The following is a 16,691-nucleotide window of genomic DNA, read 5'->3' as shown; positions in this document are numbered from 1 at the left end:
GATGTTCCGTAGCCCTTCACCGCACAAGCACGAGCATTCCCGCCAACCGCGCCCGTCGCTTGAACGCCGAACGTGGGCGGTTTGTGCTTGCTGGAGGAGCGTATGGGACCCATTGAAATTGTACTGATCATCCTCGCTCTGGTGCTGGTTTTCGGCGCGCGGAAACTCCCCGAACTCGGCAAGGGCCTTGGAGAGGGTATTCGCGAATTCAGGCACGGCGTCAATCATGACGGAAAAACGAATGGTTTGGCCGATCACGACACCGTGAGTCCAGAAGAACGCGCATAAATGCCACGCGCATGGCTCAGACCAGCGTTTTCTGCTGGCCGCTCAGCCAGAACATTACCAGGCTGCACATGACCAACCTTGAAGACCTGTATGTACGGACCCACTGACCGCCAGTCCTTCGCATTTCAGACCAGGAGAACATCCATGCCGACAGCAATGATCGCGCTTGCCGCGGTGGCCGCTTTAGGGCTCGTGGCATGCAGTCAATCGACTGGAAGTGCCAACCTGCCCGGCACAGCACAGTTCACGTTGCCAACCACGCCGACGGCCACGCTGGTGGAGTTCACCGTGGTCAACGCCACCAGCGGCGAGACCGTCAAGGTCGCGGATCAGAATCCCGACAAGACCGGCGTCACCCTGACCGGCCTTCCAGCGGGAACGTACAACGTGGTAGTCAACGCGGAAGGCTTCCAGCCCGTGACGGCGCAGTTCAAATTGGCCCCGGACGGCCGCGTGGTGTGGATCACGCCACTCCCGACGACCTTGACGCCCGTCGATGCTGGGGACGCAGCCGGAAAGCTGGTACTGCTCGGCGCGCCCGCCGGTGCGTACGCCTACTCGGGCGTGGTGGATCGGGACGCAAACACGCCGGGTCTGCAACTGTACGTCGATCAGGATTACATCCAGGTGGTCATGCACGGGATGGCGAGTACGGGAATATCCGGTACGGATTACGTGCAGTTGCTTCTCCCGGCGGGCAAGTCCTTCCGGGATGGGAGTTTCAAGGTGGCCGCTCAGTTCGGCAACGCTCCGGCCGGAAACCCCCTGACGCAGGAAGTGAGCGCCAACGCGAGGTTCGGCGTGTACGTGCACGCTCAACGAGCAGCACGAGTGGATATTGACGTGCCAATCGGCCTGCAGGTGGTGACTGCGCTGGAAGTCATTCCCACTTCAACCGGGCAGTACTGCTACACGCCAAGCAGTGTCGCTGGCGCTTCCCCTGTGTGCTTCGAGGTGATCAACGCGCCATCACCTCGCTGAACACCTCACTCTTGAAGACCCATACGTGCTGAGGGCTTTGGCACGTGGCAGCCCACGCGACTCAATCGCAACGAGGCGTGCGCGCATCGAGCCTTAGTGCATCGTTCCTCAATAGCGGTAAAGAACCGCATGTCGCCGGAAGCGCGGCGTCCTCGCGGGTCGCCCCCACACCCATGGGCACGCCCTCGCATTCAACCGCCGCGTCCCGTCTTGCACGGCCTGCTCAACCTCCGCCGCGTCCACGAACGTCATGCCCGCAAACGCTTCTCGGCGCAGCAAACGCCACCACGGCTCGATCAGATTCAGCCAGCACGCGCCCTTCGGAATGAACACGTGTCTCACCCGTGGGTGCGTCTCCAACCACGCCTGTACTGGAGCGCTCTTGTGGCTTGCGAGGTTATCGCTCACCACCAAGATGTCCCCTTCCGGGTTGTCGCGCTCCACCGCCTCCAGGAGCTTGACGTATCCGACCGTGTTCCTCGATGGCCCGCACTGCGTGAGTACCTGTCCGTCTCGCACGCGCAGCGCCCCGTACACCCACGTGCGATCCAGCCCTCGGCTGTACTCCAGGGGCGCTTTCACCCGATGCCCGTCCTTCGTCCAGCCCCCTGCTGGTGGAAAGGTTCTTGGCGACACCGGGCCGAGTTCATCGACGCAGACGGTCGTCGCGTTCACCGGGCATTCGGTGTAGGCCGCGACGACCGCCGCTCTTTTGGGATGAAGTCCGCATCCGGGCTGGTGGCCCATGACCGGGGCTGCCTCCACCGCACGCCTTCGTGTTGCAGGATGCGGCGCACCTGACTCCGACCCACGATGATGCCCTGCTCACGAGCCACCTCGACCAAGGCATCGAGCGTCCACAGGGCGGGCTTCTTGACGTCCACGGCTACGAGTTCACCGCTCGCGTCACGCACGGCACGGCCAGGGGGAGTGCGGCCGACAAGGGTGATGAGTCGACCGCGCTCTTCTTGGGTGAGGCGCGGCTTGCGTCCCGCGCCGGGCAGTGTGTTCAGGCCTTCGAGGCCATGCGCGTTGAAGCGGGCGAAGCGTTCGCGCACGGTTTGGGGGTGACAGCCGAGGTGCTCGGCGATGGACATGGTGCGATGCCCGTCCCAGCTCAAGACGATCGTTTGGGCGCGCTGCTTGAGGTCATGCGGGGCGTGGCGAGCTCGAGCGAGCTGGCGGACCCGAGCCTCCTCGGTGGGATCGAGCGGAGGACGAGCAGAGAGGAGTTTGGGCATCGGGGCCTCCCATCATTCAAACTCTACTCCCATTGAGGAACGATGCATTAGCAGAGGTCCACCAGCCCAGCAACAAAAAAGCACCGGGCACGCCTCCTTCAGCCAAACCGATCGGCCGTACGAGCCGCAACCCGGGGCGGGCGTGATCTGGAAAGTCACCAAAACCAAGTGAAACAGGCAGACTCGCCTGAATGACGGGCAGGGAAAGTTTCTCGCCTCAGTACCCCACAACTTGGTTTTGGTGCCGTCCTGAAGGGCGATTTGATCGCGGCGTAGACGAAAAAAGAGCGGCATCAAGGGCGTGTGTCGCTCCAAGAAGCTGCCCTGGCTGATCCTGCCAAGTTCGGCGAGGTCATCAAGCACCATCTGCCCTTTCTACGCCGAGACACCCTGCAACGCCTCGCCGAGGTCGTCACCGCACTGATTCAAGCGCGTTCGACCAAGCATGCTCGGCCCTCCCTCCATCTGCCCGGGCAAACGGCGCCACCAACAAGCTGCGCCGAGTCGAGCGCTGTCTGCATGACGCCCAACTCGATCATGACGTCTTCCTCGAGCTGCTCCTGCCCCTGTTGCCCGACCAGAAGCTGGTCATGACCATGGATCGCACACACTGGGAGTACGGCGAAGCCGAATTGAACGTCCTCGTTCTCGGCGTGGTGCTTGAAGGCTTCACCTTGCCGCTGGTGTGGATGGCTTTGCCGCACGGTGGCGTCTTGGACAGAACGGCACCTTCCGGGCCTGTCCGCAGTAGCGACACCGGAGCGCGTGAGCGGCTGGTCGCTCGGCTGCTGAAGGTGCTGCCTGCCATGCGGTGGCGGGTACTGGTGGTCGACCGGGAGTTCGTTGGACGGACGTGGTTCAGCTTCCTCAGGCGGCGAGGCATCAAACGCTGCCTGCGCGTCAGAGGCAATCCATCACGTCAGCGGGTGCGCGCGTCATGCGCACGACGCACTTGTGGTTCTCCATCCACGCCGGGCGCTCGCATTGTCGTGCCGAGAGCCGCCTCGGCCAGGTCGTCGTGAAGTCCTGTGCCATGCGTTCAGGGTACCGCGTGCCCGAAAGGCGCTTGCCATCGTGGCGGGCCTCGCAGCGTTGCTCGTCGTCTGCTCAGCCCAGCATCAAGAAAACTTTTACGTGAGCTCACGGAACGGCCGCACTCGCGTTTTAAAGTGTGATCGTTTTGATTGCTTACTGTTGCGTGACCTCTATTGACACGATGAGGGAGGCGCCCACCTCATGAAAACGGGCGTACGAGCAGGCAAGAGCTAAGACTGGTGCAACTCCAGCAACCTGCCCCCTGTGGAGCTTCGGCTCCGCCTTTTTTTCGCGAGTTGCGCCTGGCACGCCCGCTGCGGGCTCACTCCCCGGTGCGAGCACCCGGTAAGCTCGACGTCAAAGCACCTCACCCGCCCAAACGCTGGCGCTCGCGTCACGCCATCTCTTCACACTCGCGTGTCGACGTTCTGGCTGGCTTGGCCGAAGCATCCCGCCCTGCTGGAGTAGCCGGACACCCGTACGACAAGGCGGGGCCCCTCGCGGGCCTCGCAGCCTGCGGGCACGACCGGCTTGGGATGCGATCGTCGGCAACCCACACTGGTTGGAGCGTCACGATCTCAGCCCTCGAAGGTCACCTGCTGTACCATGTACGTCACCTCCCGACGTCCGGTCGTAACCGTGAACGCCTCACCGGCCCGCCGATCAAGCAACGCCGCTCCAACCGGGCTGAGGCTGCTCAGCCGCGTCACCGCGCCGCCTGGCAGATTCACCTCGGCCGGGCTGACCAGCTGAACGTGGATCTCATGACCGGTGTCCACGTCCCGCAGGACGACCGTGCAGCCGAGCGTGACGCGGTCGTCCTGCTGGTCCGTGAAGATGACGGCCTGGGCGAGGATCTCCTCCAGCTCGGCGATGCGCATCTCGACCGCGATGAGGTGCTGCTGCGCTTCGACGAGCCCGAGACTCTCCTGCTCGTTGGCTTCACGTTGCTCCCGCACGAGGCGGCGGGCGTTCTCGATACGGTCGTACTCGCGGTTCAGCGCCTGCCGCAGTCGAGCGGCACCAGCGGGTGTCAGTGTGGAAGGTCTGGACATGGTGAGTATCTTCAAGATGGCATACGGACGCGACCAGAACGAAGAAGGCGCGTTGTTCTCGACGTCAGGAAGGGTAAGAGCGTACGCGGCAGGCAGCAACCGACGTTCGGGGCGGGATTGATGCAGAGCTCGCGAAGAAGATGCGTGCACGGCGGTTGAAGAAGCCCTCGATACACTACCTGCGCCGCCCCGATCCCCGCACGCTGACACCATCATGGCGCTCTCACCCTATGGACGGGTCGCAGGCACTTCGCACGTTGTTGGTGCGTAGTGGCGGGGAGTGGCACTTGACCGAAAATGGCAAAGCACCGACAGGGACGCATTCTGCTCGATTGCGTCCCTGTCTCTCTTTTCTGGTACGGAAGGGCAGACTTGAACTGCCGACTTCACGCTTATCAGGCACCGCGAATAGGGGTTGCTGGGCAGGTCGTTCTAGGGTAGGAGGGGCAGGACACGGAACCTGAGGGTGTGGGCCAGGATCAGCAGGGCGACCTTGAGCCGCAGACTGGCCAGGGTCTTGACTTGCCCCGAGCGCAGCGCCATACCCACCAGGACTGAGCAGGCTGACTCGATGATCTTGCGGGTAGCAGCGTATTGGTCCTTCCAGCGAGGGTCAGGCTGCCTGGCGTCAGGTACGTCCCGGACTGATAGCCCTTGTCTTCAGTCTGCTTGGGTGCACCGTAAGCGGCCCAGTCTCGGTTCATGGCACAGCCGACCACGAAATCGTGCTCATTGGCCGGACGGATTTCATATCTGGCGATCGTGCCGTTCAAGGTACTCCAGGCGTGCAGCTTGAAACCGTAGGTTGAGCCAGCGGTGCTGAAGCTGTGTTTGGTCCCTCTGAATTTGCATCGGGGTGCTCGCTTGAAAGTGCAGACGGGAAGCGGCTCGGAGTCCACTGCCACGAACGCCAGTGCTTCGACTTCAGTGGAGAGCCCTTCAATGACGGAGGCCAGTCGGTTCAGCGTGAGACGTATTTGCACTTCTGAGCAGCTGTCTTGAAAGTCAAGATTCAAGTCCTCGCGGTGGTCATGATTGGTGGCACCAATCATGACCACCGCGCTGAGAACAGTGGCAGAACAAGCAAGCCGACCTCGAACAAGGATCCGTGACGGACCGGCACGAGCTCTGGTGGCTCACTTCGAAGTCGGCCCCCTCAGCTTACGGCGTTTGCTGTCCCTACTGGCCTGCTTGCTTCCTCGGCCTGGTCCTGCCATGGCTTGTCGGTACGGATCATGGCATTCAGTCGAACAACGAACTTCCTGAGACAAGCGATCAGCGCGACCATCTTCGGTTTACCGCGCGCGAGGAGTTGCTCATAGTGAGCCTTGATGGTCTGGTTGTGTCTCACGGCCACCGTGGTCGCCATAAACAGAGCGGTACGCACCTCGGCTCGCCCACCCCAGGTCGTGCGTCTTCCCCGCATTCGCCCGCTGTCTCGATTGATGGGAGCGACGCCCACCAGGCCAGCGATCTGCCCTCGGGAGAGCACGCCAAGTTCAGGCAAGGCGGAGAGCAAGGTCAATGCGACCACCGGACCGATGCCAGGTGCACTGCACAGCAGCTCGAAGCGGTGCTGCGTTACGGGCTCAGCCTGCACGGCCTCCAGCAATTCGCGGTCGAGGTCTTTGCGCAGCGTTTGCAAATGACTGATGAGTTGCTCGATGTGCGTCCGCACGACCTTGCTCTGTGCGGCTCCCAGTCGGTTACGCTCGGCCGTGAGCATCGCAACGATCTGCCGTCGGCGCACCGCCAGCGCTTCGAGGTGACGCAACTGAGCATCCGGGATGGCCCGGACTTCCGGCCGCACCGCCAGCGCGAAGCGGGCGAGGATGAGGGCGTCGAGGCGGTCGGTCTTGGCAAGCTGGCCGGTCGCTCTCGCGAAGTCCCGCACTTGGCGGGCATTGACGACGGTGATGGGTAGGCCAGCGAGGGTGCAAGCGAGCACCACGGGACGCTCCATCCCGCCTGTGGCCTCACAGACGATCAGGGTGGGCGACGAAGCTGCCAGGCGGGTGCAGAGCAGGGTGAAGCCTTCGTCGTCGTTGCTGACGGAGAAGGTTTCACCGGTTGGGTGCAGAGCCACATCCAGGCGAGCTTGCGAGACGTCGATGCCGACAAAGAGTTCTGGATTCGTCATGCAGAACCTCCTGGGACGTGTTCCAGCCCCACCCGACCTTGCAGAAACGAACTCGGAGGTTCACGCAGCTGTACGGGCTTTGGGCCAGGACTGGGCGACGTGGCGACGCACGCTCAAAACCGGCGTCAGGCGCCCAGGGTAGTTCGGTCTGCCACGTCGTGTCCCAACACCAACTTACAAGGGGAAGCGTGGAAAATGGTTGCGCTTCAGGAAATCCTACCAGTCGAGGGACGGGCTTCGCCCGACCCGTTGGGCGGCTGAAGTACGGCACCTTGTGCAGCCGTTGGAGTAGGGCTACTGCGATCAGCTCGGCATCGCTGATCTTCTCGTGGGTGTGGAGCAGTTTGGACGGCATCTGGGGAGCAAGCCACAGGGTGAGTTGTCGAACAGCCTGCGTCAATGGGAGTAAACTGAGATCGGGACGGCCCATAAGCACCGTCCCTTTCCCATTTTTATTCCCACCCTGTCAACCCCTATTCGCGGTATGTCAGTAGAGTCATTTTCCATTCGAGAGGCTGCGGCTCACCAGAGATAATCAAGCAACCATCTCCGCAGTCACCTGCACCTCACCCGAGCGATACCGATTCCCATCGCAGCCTGGCTCAGCGAAGACGATAGGGTTTCTGATGGGCCGCGAAAGCGTAGTGCGTACGCATCAGCAGGTCCTGCGGGTGATTGCCCCACCGCCGTCCGAACAAGTTGAGCCCTCCGACGTGCCGGGCATCGTCTTTGACACCAAGACGAACAGCAATATGGTTATTCTCCTCAAGCCCCAAGTCGGACAACATCACGTTTGACACGCGCTCACTGCCAACAAAGGAGCCTTGGGATGTCACGCGCCAATACGTGAGCAATCCATGCTGGGTCTGATCGTCGGGCCACCATGCCGGGGTGAGTTTGCCGTGCACGCCGCCAAAATCGCCTGGTGATGTCCAGGTTCCGATTTCGACATGGTTCACCCAGAGGGTGATGTCTGAGGGCCAGTCGAGGTTGTACTGTGGCGCTTCCGAGCATATCTCCATGGAGAGTTCAAACTCGGTGGCGTGAGCGCCGAACGGCAGGTTATTGGGAAAGGCGTACTCCACGAAGCCGCTGCGAAACCACAGAAGCTGGGCAAACATGTGTTCCGGTTCGTAAAAGGAGCGTGCATCGTCCATCCGTCCGATGGTCCTCGTATCCGAGGCCAGGCCGCACATGGGCCGAGCATCCACAAGACGGTATGCGCCGATGGGCATACTGACTTCCACCACGTCCGCGCTCGCTTCAACGTTTACACCGGGAAATTTGAACAGCATTTCGTCGTAGCGCTTGGACACCAGCTTTTGCGAACCGCGCGTGCCAGGCGTGTATTCGACGTTCACCAGCCCGGCGCTCTCTAGTTTTTTGAGATGAAAGAGCACCGTCGTATAGGGCAAGCCTAGGGCACTGGTCAGTTCGGAGACGTTCATGACGTTATGCGAAAGAAAACTGAGAATTAGTAAGCGGGTGTCGTGCGTAAGAGCACTCAGCACTGGCATGGACAATTCACTGTCCACAACCAGGGTGCGGGGACCAGAGATGGGCATACCTCCTCCTTTGTCTCAACTTTATTACAAATATTGAGACAACCATAGGCCGAAATTTCTGAGCGCCCTTCAAGAAGTGTGCTATTTCAGCATGCCATCGGCATTTGAGCAGTAGCTAAACTAGCAACTCCGCTTGACAAATATGGGCGAGGGATGTAAGTTTGGTAAACACCAATTCAGCAGCTCAGAGGACCGCCAAGCCTGGATCGTTCGCCCCTTTCAGCAGCCTGTTCACCGAAAACAGATGCCGAAAATGCCTCTTGCAGCCCCCAGTTACTGGGCCCAAGGCCGGCACCTCGTCTGACACCTCTTCTCTATCTAAGGAGGAACTCTCGTCGCACGCCCCACCATTCGGATAAGACCCGTCAGTGATCCCACATTCGCCCCATAACCTCAAGGAGTTCCCATGACCCGAATCAGCCGTATCCTGATCTTCAGTACCCTGCTCGGCAGCGCCGCCCTGGCCCAGCCCACGCAGAAGATTACCTTCTGGAATTTTCTTGGTGGCGGCGACGGCGCCCGCATGAAGCAACTCGTCGACGGATACAACAGCAGCCAGAACAAGTACCAGATCGAGCAGACCACACTGCAATGGGGAGTACCGTTCTACACCAAGGTCCGCACCTCCACCTCGGTCGGAGAAGCGCCGGACCTGATCAGCTTTCACCTGTCCCGGATGACCGGCTGGGCGCCCGACAACCTGCTGCGGCCCATCACTCAACAGGAACTCGCCAGTGTCGGGCTCAAACAAGCCGACTTCTTCCCACGCCTCTGGAACGCCGCCAAGTACCAAGGCAAACTCTACGCGGTACCACTCGACACGCACCCCCTGGTGCTTTACTACAACAAAGACCTCGCTGGAAAAGCAGGATTGCTGGACTCGCGCGGCAACCTCAAGCCCATCAAGTCGATGGCTGAATTCAATGCCGCACTCAAAGCCGTGACGGACAAAACCGGCAAGGCAGGGCTGGCCTTCCAGAACAACCCAACGTCGTCTGCGCCCTGGAGGATGTGGATTACGCTGATGGCCCAGCAAAAGGCCAAGATCGTCGAGAACAACAAGCTCGTCGCCGGCGAAGCAGGCAAGAAAGCCCTCGCGACCATGGTCGACTGGGCGAAAAACAAGAACATGGCCATGAACGCCGACTACCCGTCGTTCGTTGCGCAGTTCACGACCGGAGAAGCCGCGTTCATGATCAACGGCGTCTGGGAAGTCCCCAGTGTGGTGGATGGACGCAAAGCGAACAAGATCGCGTTCGATTACGGCGTCGCTCCGATGCCAGCCCTCAATGGCAGTCAGAATGTCTGGGCGGACTCACACGGTCTCGCCATTCCCAACAACGCCAGGAAGCCCATCTCCAAGGAGAACCTGGCTGGGGCGCTGGACTTCATCGCCTACGTGCAGAAAAACAGCATGATCTGGGCTCAGGGTGGACACATCCCCGCCTACCGTTCCACTGTCAGCTCCAAAGAATACGCGGCCCTCAAACCGAACAGTGATTACGCCTCCAAGGCAGCAGCAAACGCCGTGTTCGACCCGCCCGGCTGGTTCAGTGGCGCTGCCGGTCCGCTGCAAGCAACCGCGCAGAAGTACTTCGTGGCCGCCATTCAAGGTCAACTCAGCGTCGATCAGGCTTGGAGTATGTTCGAAGCGGACGCCAACAAACTTATGGCCAGCAGCCCCAACCCCTGATCCTCGTGCAGCCCCACCTATAGAGCAGGTGGGGCTGCACACTACTCTTGGCGCCGGGAGGATGCGTGAGAGACACCATTTCGACGACGGCTTCCACTGAGGCAAGCAGTCCACGGGTCGCTCGGCTGCGCAAGTCGAGCGATCTGACTGCCGCCCTGATGCTGGCCCCATTTCTGATTGCCTTCGTGCTCTTCTTCATCTTCCCGATGATGCGCGCAGTCCAGCTGAGCTTCACCAACAGCTCCCTCACCCAGACCGGCCCATACGTCGGCTTCGCGAACTACGCCAGACTCATTGGGGATGCCGACTTCTGGGCGTCACTTCGGAATACCGGGGCTTTCGCGCTCTACACGACCATTCCAACGGCCATCACCGGATTATTGATGGCGCTTGGCGTGAACCGCCTGTTTCGCGCGAAGAACTTTGCGCTGGCTCTCTTCTTTCTCCCGTTTGTCCTGCCGGTCAGTGTCGTGACGCTGCTGTGGCAGTGGATTTTGAACGGTAACTTTGGCATCGTGAACGCCCTCACGGGACTGAACATCCTGTGGTTCAACCAGGCGAACACCGCCATGGTGACCGTCGCCGTCGTGACCGTGTGGTGGACGGTCGGCTTCAAAATGCTGCTGTTCCTGGCAGGTCTGCAGAACATTCCCAAGGAAACCTACGAAGCCGCCGCGCTCGATGGCGCGCAAGGCTTTCAGGTCTTTCGCTACATTACCTGGCCACTGTTGTGGCCCATCACCACACTGGTGCTGATTTTGCAGCTGATCGCGTCACTCAAGATCTTCGCGCAGGTGTACATCCTCACCGGCGGGGGTCCGTTCAACTCCACGCGGGTGGTCTTGCAATACATGTACGAAACAGCCTTTCAGAATCTCAGCGCCGGGTACGCCTCAACGATCGCCGTGGCGTTCTTCCTGATCGTACTCACCGTGTCCTTATTGCAAGCGGCTTTCCTTTCGAGGAAAAGCTGATGCGCCGCAGCAACTTCAACTGGGGTGTCATCGCAACCATCGCAACCTTTCTGCTCGGGGCGCTCTGGGCGTTCCCGCTTCTCTGGGCGGTTCTGACTGCCCTGAAGCCCGAAGAGCAGGCGGTCGCTAAGCCCCTGGTGTGGCTGCCAAATCCCCCCACGTTCACCGCTTTTCAGGAAGTGATCGCCCTGGGAAGCCTGCCGCGCTGGTACCTCAACAGCACCATCACGTCACTGGTGATCACCATCGCCACGGTCGTGCTCGCGGCATTGGCCGCCTACGCCTTTTCGCAGCTGCGCTTTCGCGGCAAGCAAGTGCTGTTCTGGATATTCCTGGCGGGGATCATGATTCCGTTCGAAGCGTTGCTGATTCCACTCTTCCGGCTCATGTACGATCTGGGAACGATCAATACCTACGCAGGTATCATCCTGCCGCAAATCGTTTCGCCTGTCGCGATTTTCGTGTTCAAGAGCTTTTTCGACGCCATCCCACGAGAACTTCGTGAAGCGGCCGTCGTGGACGGCGCAGGCGAATGGCGCATTCTGTACCAGGTGTATGTCCCTCTGAGTGCGAGTGTCCTGTGGGGCATCGCCATCGTCACCTTCATCGCCGCCTGGAACAACTTCCTATGGCCGTTTATCATCACGACTTCAACCGGAATGATGACCCTTCCGCTGGGCCTCACTCAAGTTCAGGACGCCTACGGCCTGCGTTTCGCACGCACGATGGCCGTCGCCGTGCTCGCTGCTTTGCCGGTGGTGTTGGCCTACCTGATCTTCCAGCGGCGCGTTACCGAAGGCTTCCTGTCGGTCACCGGGATTAAAGGCTGATCCTCACCAGCAGGGTCAGCCCAGGTGGTGCACGTACCCATACAGACGAGCAAGATCGCAAACACGTCGGCCATGATGCGCCACCACAAGTTCTGGCCTCCTTTCCCAAACTTCAAGCCACGACCAGCCGCAACAATTCAACTGTTCCTGCCGCCAAGAGCGAGAGGAAATGTTCGGCCATCTCCATTCATGAGCGAGGACACCCATGCACGAACTGAGCCATACCAACACAACCGAGCCCACCAGCGAAAGGGTGCATCCCCGCCCCCAACTCACCCGCAGACGTTGGAAAGACCTCAGTGGCGTATGGCAATTTGCGCATGACGACGACAACCGTGGGATAGACGCACGCTGGTACGAGCATGCAGAAACCTTCGATCAGCACATTGTCGTGCCCTTTCCACCCGAAAGCCGGGCGAGCGGTCTGCACGCAACGGGATACCACCCTGTCGTATGGTATCGCCGCACTATTTCCGTTGCACCTCAGGACCGCGAGGGCCGGATTCTTCTGCACTTCGGGGCGGTTGATTACCGTGCCCAGGTCTGGGTCAACGGACGCCTCGTTGCCGAGCACGAGGGCGGCCATACACCCTTCACGGCTGACATCACGTCTGTCCTCTCACCGGACGAAGCGCAGGAAATTGTCGTGCGCGCCGAGGACGATCCCAGAGATCTCGCGCAGCCACGCGGTAAACAGGACTGGGAACTCGAACCACACGGCATCTGGTACCATCGGACCACCGGTATCTGGCAGCCTGTCTGGCTGGAGTTCGTACCCCGTACCTTCATCAAGACGCTCCGCTGGACTCCAGACACCGAACGTGGGCGTCTGGGCCTGCACGTCCGCCTGAACCAGTCACCTTCGCGCCCATTGCGCGTTCGTGTTCGCCTCAGCATCCGAGGCGAGCAACTTGCTGACGATACCTACCTCCTGCATGGCCAGGAAGTCCGTCGGGACATTGAACTTGACCCCGTGCGCTTCAAGGCTGATCGCAAGGAACTCCTGTGGACGCCGAGAAGACCCAACCTCATTGACGCGGAAATCTCGCTCCTCGACGGCGACATCGTCGTGGACGAGGTGGGCAGTTATACCGCGCTACGCAGCGCCGGTGTGCGCGACGGACGCTTTCTGCTGAACGGCAGCCCGTACTACCTGCGCATGGTCCTGGCGCAGAACTACTGGCCTGAGTCACACCTAGCTGCTCCTGGCGAGGGCGCCCTGCGCCGTGAAGTCGAGCTGGTCAAAGAGCTCGGCTTCAACGGCGTGCGTATCCACCAGAAAGTCGAAGATCCGCGTTTCCTCTACTGGTGTGACCAGCTGGGTCTCCTCGTGTGGGGTGAAATGGCCAACGCCTACGTTTTCACACCAGAGGCACAACGCCAGCTGACCCGCGAATGGCTGGACGTTCTCGAGCGAGATTACAATCATCCGTGCATCGTCACGTGGGTGCCCATCAACGAAAGCTGGGGCGTTCCGAACCTCGAAGGTGACGCTGCACAGCGGGCCTTTGTGCGCAGCCTGTATCACCTCACGGTGTCTCTTGACTCAACGCGGCCCGTTATCGGCAACGACGGTTGGGAGGTCGTTGAGGGTGACATTCTCGGTGTGCATGACTACGCACTCGACGGTAAGACGCTGCGTGAGCGCTATGGTTCGGCAGAAGCGCTCGAGCACACCCTCAAAGCAGTGCAGCCGTCCCGGCGCAACTTCTACCTCGCCGGGCACCACCGTAAAGGCGAGCCGGTCATGCTCACCGAGTTCGGTGGTCTGAGCCACGCGCCTACTCAGGCAGACCGCTGGTGGGGATATGGAACCCTGCCAGACACCGACGCGCTTCTCAGCCGTTACGAAGAGATCGTCACCGCCGTTCTTGACAGTCCGGTCATTTCGGGCTTTTGTTACACCCAGCTGACGGACACCGAGCAGGAAACGAATGGTCTCCTTCGGGAGGACCGGACGTCAAAACTCGATACCGAGCGTGTCCGGGCGATTAACACACGGGTCTCCAGGGCCTTGCAGAACGACGTGATCGCCGAAATTCACGCTCTGGCCGACGAGCGCCGTCGCGAGCAGCTACGAGCGTCACACCAGATGGATACCGTCGCGGAGGACTGACGTTCAGGCATCAAGGGTATAGAAAGAAGCATGGAAGCTTCATGGGTATCAAGGCGCTTGGTCCCCGACACTTTCGTGACTTCACGCGCCAGCCGGTAAAAACAGCTGGTCCACCGGCTCCAAGAGCATGTAGCTGTACTTCGGGGAATATTTAGGGTCTGGCGGACTGTACGGCTCCAAGACGGCAACGCGGACAGATGACTGGCCGGAGTGCTGCTCCGGCCAACTCCATTCGCACTGCTGGCACGGTCTGCCCCACAATCTCATCGGGCTGTTCGAGCCGCGCCCACTGCAAGAACGCCAGCGCGACCGAGCACAGCGTGGCGTGATGATGTAGTCCCCTCCATGACTGCCCCTCAAAGTGCGACAGACCTCCTGCTTCAATTCCCGGTCCCATGTTCAACTGACATTTTTCAGTTTTTCAGGGTGAAGCGCGTTTGCGGTCGAGCACAGCATTGAGCTCCTCGAATGCGATTTGAAGTTCAAGCCGCCTGACCCAACCCAGTAGTGACGGCGGTAAAAATCTCATAGCAAGGCTGGTAGGGTTTCGGGATGCCATCGGCCTGGTTCCCTCAACAGCTCACCCGACAGCAACTCGAAGAACGCCGACTCGAAGCCGCCAAGCTCATCGGGCAAGGTGACCACACCCGCAGCGCCCTCGCCAAGCACTTCAGCGTCTCGATGACCACGATCGACACCTGGATCAAGCGCTACCGAGCTGAAGGGGAAGCTGCTTTGAAAGCCACCCTCGCCACCGGTCGTCCAGCCGCCCTGACCGCCGAGCAGAAAAGCCAACTGGTTGAACGGCTCCGACAAGGCCCCAAAGCCCACGGTCAACAGCAGGACCTGTGGACGACCAAGCGCATCGCGGATCTCATCGGCGTGGCTTTTGGGGTGTGGTACCACCACGATCATGTCCGCAAGCTGCTTCACCAGCTCGGCTGGACGTACCAGAAGCCCGAGAAGCGCGCTGTGGAACGCGATGAGCAAGCCATCGCTCACTGGGTGGAAGTGACGTATCCGGAGCTCGTAAAAAAGCCGTAGAGCAGGGCGCCAGCATCGTCTTTGCTGACGAGTCAGGTTCCAGCCTGAAGACGACCGTGGTGAAGACCTGGGCGCCCTGCGGACAAACCCCAACGGTGGAGACCAAGCTGAACTGGAAGAGCCTCTCGATCATCGCGGGACTCACCAATACCGGGAAGGTTTACCAACACACCTACGAACACTCCGTGAAGGCCATGCAGGTGCAGGAATTCTTGCAGCACCTGCTGGATCATATTCCTGGGAATGTGATCGTCTTCTTCGACCGGCCCGCAATTCACCGGGCGAAGAGCGTGCAGGCGTTCGTAGAAGCAGAACCAAGACTGACCGTCGAGTATCTGCCAGCGTACGCGCCAGAGTGCAATCCGATTGAGTGGTTATGGGCCTATATCAAGCGGAACGTGCTCGGCAACGCCTGCATTCGAACGCTGGGTGAGCTCAAGCAGCGATGGCGGGTAGGCTTCGGAAGGATACGGCGAAAGAACCTTGTTCCTCCGTTCTATGCGGCCTCAGCGTTACCCGAGTGGTGAAGGGTGTCTTGGCCCGTCGATACATGGCCAAGGTTCAGTACCCGCTGTCCCTCAACATGGATGCGATGCAGATTGATGACAGCTGGTATATCCGTGTGGCCGAGGTGCCGCTTCGCCAGGCCGCAGGTGGAATCGTGGTGCGGTGGCAGGAGGGCATCCTGCTGGTTGCGCTCACCGCTCAGGGTGAGGGCCGTGATCTGGTCCTGGCCCTTCCTAAAGGTGGCATCGAAGCTGGGGAGAGTGCCGGGCAGGCTGCCCGCCGCGAAATTCTGGAGGAGACGGGCCTTCATGACCTCTCGCAAGTGCTGCCGGAGTCGCTGGCCACGGAGGAGCGCTATGGGCTCCGGAAAGGCATCTGGATTCGTTACCAGTACTTCCTGTTTTTGACCGCACAGGTCACGGGCGTGCCCTCCGACCCACGACACCGGCTATGCTGGTGCCCGCTGGAACAGCTCCCGCCGCTATTCTGGCCGGGCGAGGAGCGCCTGCTCCAGGAGCATTGCGGGCGGATCACGGAGCTTGTGCCGGCCAGGGAAGGTAGCCAGGCATGAGGGCTGTGGCTCCCTGCCTCGGTCGTGGGGTGCCAATCCGTTTCCTCAACGTCGTATGAGTCGAGCTCGGTCGGTCATTCCGCGGACACAGCCAATACCACTACTGCCAATCAACTTCTACCGTTCGCAGTAAGACCAAGCGAACCTGCTTCGCCAGTTGCCCTCAATCCGGCAGTTCGGCTCAGTCCTCCGCAAGTTGCTCCACATGCGATAGCAGGTACGCCAGCAGGGACAACCACAGGTAGCGAAACACGTCCCGCTTTGTTCCTGGGACAAAGCGATCCAGTCCGAAGCGTCCCTTGGCCACCCTGAAGACGCCCTCGATACACCACCTGCGCCGCCCCAATCCCCGCACGCCGACACCATCACGGCGCTCTCACCCTATGGACGGGTCGCAGGCAATTCGCACGTTGTTGGTACGTAGTGGCGGGTAGTGGCGCTTGACCGAAAATAGCAAAACACCGACGGGGACGCTTTCTGTTCGATCGCGTCCCCGTCGGTGTTTTCTGGTACGGAAGGGCAGACTTGAACTGCCGACCTCACGCTTATCAGGCGTGCGCTCTAACCAGCTGAGCTACTCCCGTAGAGGGCTTTGACGGTATGCTGGCCCCGCAGGGAAGCTGCACCAAAGCGGTAGTAAGGTTAGCAAAT

General features: G+C 60.6%; 15 protein-coding genes, 1 tRNA gene and 3 pseudogenes. 9 read left to right on the top strand and 10 right to left on the bottom strand.

The window, feature by feature from the left end:
* The first annotated feature begins 102 nt into the window (after positions 1–102).
* Positions 103–288 carry a Sec-independent protein translocase subunit TatA/TatB gene (locus DEIPE_RS09275; protein ID WP_015235710.1) on the top strand — a complete coding sequence of 62 codons (186 nt, stop codon included), beginning with the start codon at positions 103–105 and terminating at the stop codon, positions 286–288.
* Between the two features lie 144 nt (positions 289–432).
* A complete protein-coding gene (locus tag DEIPE_RS09270; RefSeq protein ID WP_015235709.1) occupies positions 433–1,269 on the top strand; it encodes a PEGA domain-containing protein in 837 nt (278 codons plus the stop codon).
* 108 nt (positions 1,270–1,377) lie between these two features.
* Here the strand turns inward: DEIPE_RS09270 and DEIPE_RS09265 are convergent, their stop codons facing one another.
* Both DEIPE_RS09265 and DEIPE_RS23090 read right to left on the bottom strand, forming a co-directional pair.
* Entirely contained in the window at positions 1,378–2,016 is a 639-nt protein-coding gene (locus DEIPE_RS09265; protein WP_217218470.1) for an IS630 family transposase, read from the bottom strand.
* Positions 1,941–2,510, bottom strand: coding sequence for a helix-turn-helix domain-containing protein (locus DEIPE_RS23090; RefSeq protein ID WP_015231308.1), 570 nt, complete (start codon positions 2,508–2,510; stop codon positions 1,941–1,943). The genes DEIPE_RS09265 and DEIPE_RS23090 overlap by 76 nt, the downstream gene beginning before the upstream one ends.
* A 590-nt stretch (positions 2,511–3,100) precedes the next feature.
* Between DEIPE_RS23090 and DEIPE_RS24935 the strand changes: the two genes are divergently transcribed.
* Positions 3,101–3,532: a hypothetical protein gene (locus tag DEIPE_RS24935; protein WP_245557618.1), complete on the top strand. Its 432-nt coding sequence runs from the start codon at positions 3,101–3,103 to the stop codon at positions 3,530–3,532.
* Between the two features lie 591 nt (positions 3,533–4,123).
* Here DEIPE_RS24935 and DEIPE_RS09250 read toward each other — a convergent pair.
* The 5 genes and pseudogenes from DEIPE_RS09250 to DEIPE_RS09235 all read right to left on the bottom strand — a co-directional run bounded on the left by DEIPE_RS09250 (position 4,124) and on the right by DEIPE_RS09235 (position 8,305).
* The gene (locus DEIPE_RS09250; protein WP_015235708.1) at positions 4,124–4,600 is read right to left on the bottom strand and encodes a GreA/GreB family elongation factor; all 477 of its coding nucleotides are present in this window, start codon (positions 4,598–4,600) and stop codon (positions 4,124–4,126) included.
* A 432-nt stretch (positions 4,601–5,032) separates the two neighbouring features.
* Positions 5,033–5,589, bottom strand: a pseudogene (locus tag DEIPE_RS23075) (transposase); the annotation flags it as partial.
* A gap of 167 nt (positions 5,590–5,756) precedes the next feature.
* Complete coding sequence (locus DEIPE_RS09240; RefSeq protein WP_015235706.1) at positions 5,757–6,740, bottom strand: IS110 family RNA-guided transposase; 984 nt, start codon at positions 6,738–6,740, stop codon at positions 5,757–5,759.
* Between the two features lie 259 nt (positions 6,741–6,999).
* A pseudogene (locus DEIPE_RS23925) lies at positions 7,000–7,170 on the bottom strand (IS982 family transposase); the annotation flags it as partial.
* Positions 7,171–7,342: 172 nt separating this feature from the next.
* Entirely contained in the window at positions 7,343–8,305 is a 963-nt protein-coding gene (locus tag DEIPE_RS09235) for an ArsR/SmtB family transcription factor (RefSeq protein WP_015235705.1), read from the bottom strand.
* Positions 8,306–8,711: 406 nt separating this feature from the next.
* Here DEIPE_RS09235 and DEIPE_RS09230 point away from each other — a divergent pair, with 406 nt between their 5' ends.
* The 4 genes from DEIPE_RS09230 to DEIPE_RS09215 all read left to right on the top strand — a co-directional run bounded on the left by DEIPE_RS09230 (position 8,712) and on the right by DEIPE_RS09215 (position 13,918).
* Positions 8,712–9,998 carry an ABC transporter substrate-binding protein gene (locus DEIPE_RS09230; RefSeq protein ID WP_015235704.1) on the top strand — a complete coding sequence of 429 codons (1,287 nt, stop codon included), beginning with the start codon at positions 8,712–8,714 and terminating at the stop codon, positions 9,996–9,998.
* A gap of 65 nt (positions 9,999–10,063) precedes the next feature.
* Positions 10,064–10,972 carry a carbohydrate ABC transporter permease gene (locus tag DEIPE_RS09225; protein WP_015235703.1) on the top strand — a complete coding sequence of 303 codons (909 nt, stop codon included), beginning with the start codon at positions 10,064–10,066 and terminating at the stop codon, positions 10,970–10,972.
* Positions 10,972–11,802 (top strand): carbohydrate ABC transporter permease, encoded by an 831-nt coding sequence (locus tag DEIPE_RS09220; RefSeq protein WP_015235702.1) that lies wholly within the window; start codon positions 10,972–10,974, stop codon positions 11,800–11,802. The genes DEIPE_RS09225 and DEIPE_RS09220 overlap by 1 nt, the downstream gene beginning before the upstream one ends.
* Positions 11,803–12,007: 205 nt before the next feature.
* Positions 12,008–13,918: a glycoside hydrolase family 2 protein gene (locus DEIPE_RS09215; protein ID WP_015235701.1), complete on the top strand. Its 1,911-nt coding sequence runs from the start codon at positions 12,008–12,010 to the stop codon at positions 13,916–13,918.
* Between the two features lie 151 nt (positions 13,919–14,069).
* On the opposite strand, the pseudogene DEIPE_RS25505 reads toward DEIPE_RS09215, so the two are convergent.
* Positions 14,070–14,291 (bottom strand): annotated as a pseudogene (locus DEIPE_RS25505) (IS701 family transposase); the annotation flags it as partial.
* 179 nt (positions 14,292–14,470) lie between these two features.
* Between DEIPE_RS25505 and DEIPE_RS24675 the strand changes: the two are divergent.
* A protein-coding gene (locus DEIPE_RS24675; RefSeq protein ID WP_425387721.1) for an IS630 family transposase occupies positions 14,471–15,489 on the top strand; the annotation gives its coding sequence in 2 pieces (ribosomal slippage) (positions 14,471–14,947 and positions 14,950–15,489; 1,017 coding nt in all).
* Between the two features lie 23 nt (positions 15,490–15,512).
* Positions 15,513–16,040, top strand: a complete 528-nt coding sequence (locus tag DEIPE_RS09200) for an NUDIX hydrolase (RefSeq protein WP_015235700.1) — start codon at positions 15,513–15,515, stop codon at positions 16,038–16,040.
* 181 nt (positions 16,041–16,221) lie between these two features.
* Here the strand turns inward: DEIPE_RS09200 and DEIPE_RS25380 are convergent, their stop codons facing one another.
* Both DEIPE_RS25380 and DEIPE_RS09190 read right to left on the bottom strand, forming a co-directional pair.
* Positions 16,222–16,347, bottom strand: a complete 126-nt coding sequence (locus tag DEIPE_RS25380) for a hypothetical protein (protein ID WP_157448823.1) — start codon at positions 16,345–16,347, stop codon at positions 16,222–16,224.
* A gap of 200 nt (positions 16,348–16,547) precedes the next feature.
* Positions 16,548–16,624, bottom strand: a tRNA-Ile gene (locus DEIPE_RS09190).
* Positions 16,625–16,691: the final 67 nt, after the last annotated feature.

The organism is Deinococcus peraridilitoris DSM 19664 (assembly GCF_000317835.1).
GTDB classification, from domain to species: Bacteria; Deinococcota; Deinococci; order Deinococcales; family Deinococcaceae; genus Deinococcus_A; species Deinococcus_A peraridilitoris.
Note: the sequence above shows the minus strand (reverse complement) of the source record. Positions and strands in the feature narration are given on the sequence as shown.

What these genes read in the sequence shown, in the direction of transcription:
- DEIPE_RS09275 (WP_015235710.1), top strand. Translation starts at nt 103, where the DNA reads ATGGGACCCATTGAAATTGTACTGATCATCCTCGCTCTGGTGCTGGTT.
- DEIPE_RS09270 (WP_015235709.1), top strand. Translation starts at nt 433, where the DNA reads ATGCCGACAGCAATGATCGCGCTTGCCGCGGTGGCCGCTTTAGGGCTC.
- DEIPE_RS09265 (WP_217218470.1), bottom strand. Translation starts at nt 2,016, where the DNA reads ATGGGCCACCAGCCCGGATGCGGACTTCATCCCAAAAGAGCGGCGGTC.
- DEIPE_RS23090 (WP_015231308.1), bottom strand. Translation starts at nt 2,510, where the DNA reads ATGCCCAAACTCCTCTCTGCTCGTCCTCCGCTCGATCCCACCGAGGAG.
- DEIPE_RS24935 (WP_245557618.1), top strand. Translation starts at nt 3,101, where the DNA reads ATGACCATGGATCGCACACACTGGGAGTACGGCGAAGCCGAATTGAAC.
- DEIPE_RS09250 (WP_015235708.1), bottom strand. Translation starts at nt 4,600, where the DNA reads ATGTCCAGACCTTCCACACTGACACCCGCTGGTGCCGCTCGACTGCGG.
- DEIPE_RS09240 (WP_015235706.1), bottom strand. Translation starts at nt 6,740, where the DNA reads ATGACGAATCCAGAACTCTTTGTCGGCATCGACGTCTCGCAAGCTCGC.
- DEIPE_RS09235 (WP_015235705.1), bottom strand. Translation starts at nt 8,305, where the DNA reads ATGCCCATCTCTGGTCCCCGCACCCTGGTTGTGGACAGTGAATTGTCC.
- DEIPE_RS09230 (WP_015235704.1), top strand. Translation starts at nt 8,712, where the DNA reads ATGACCCGAATCAGCCGTATCCTGATCTTCAGTACCCTGCTCGGCAGC.
- DEIPE_RS09220 (WP_015235702.1), top strand. Translation starts at nt 10,972, where the DNA reads ATGCGCCGCAGCAACTTCAACTGGGGTGTCATCGCAACCATCGCAACC.
- DEIPE_RS09215 (WP_015235701.1), top strand. Translation starts at nt 12,008, where the DNA reads ATGCACGAACTGAGCCATACCAACACAACCGAGCCCACCAGCGAAAGG.
- DEIPE_RS09200 (WP_015235700.1), top strand. Translation starts at nt 15,513, where the DNA reads ATGGCCAAGGTTCAGTACCCGCTGTCCCTCAACATGGATGCGATGCAG.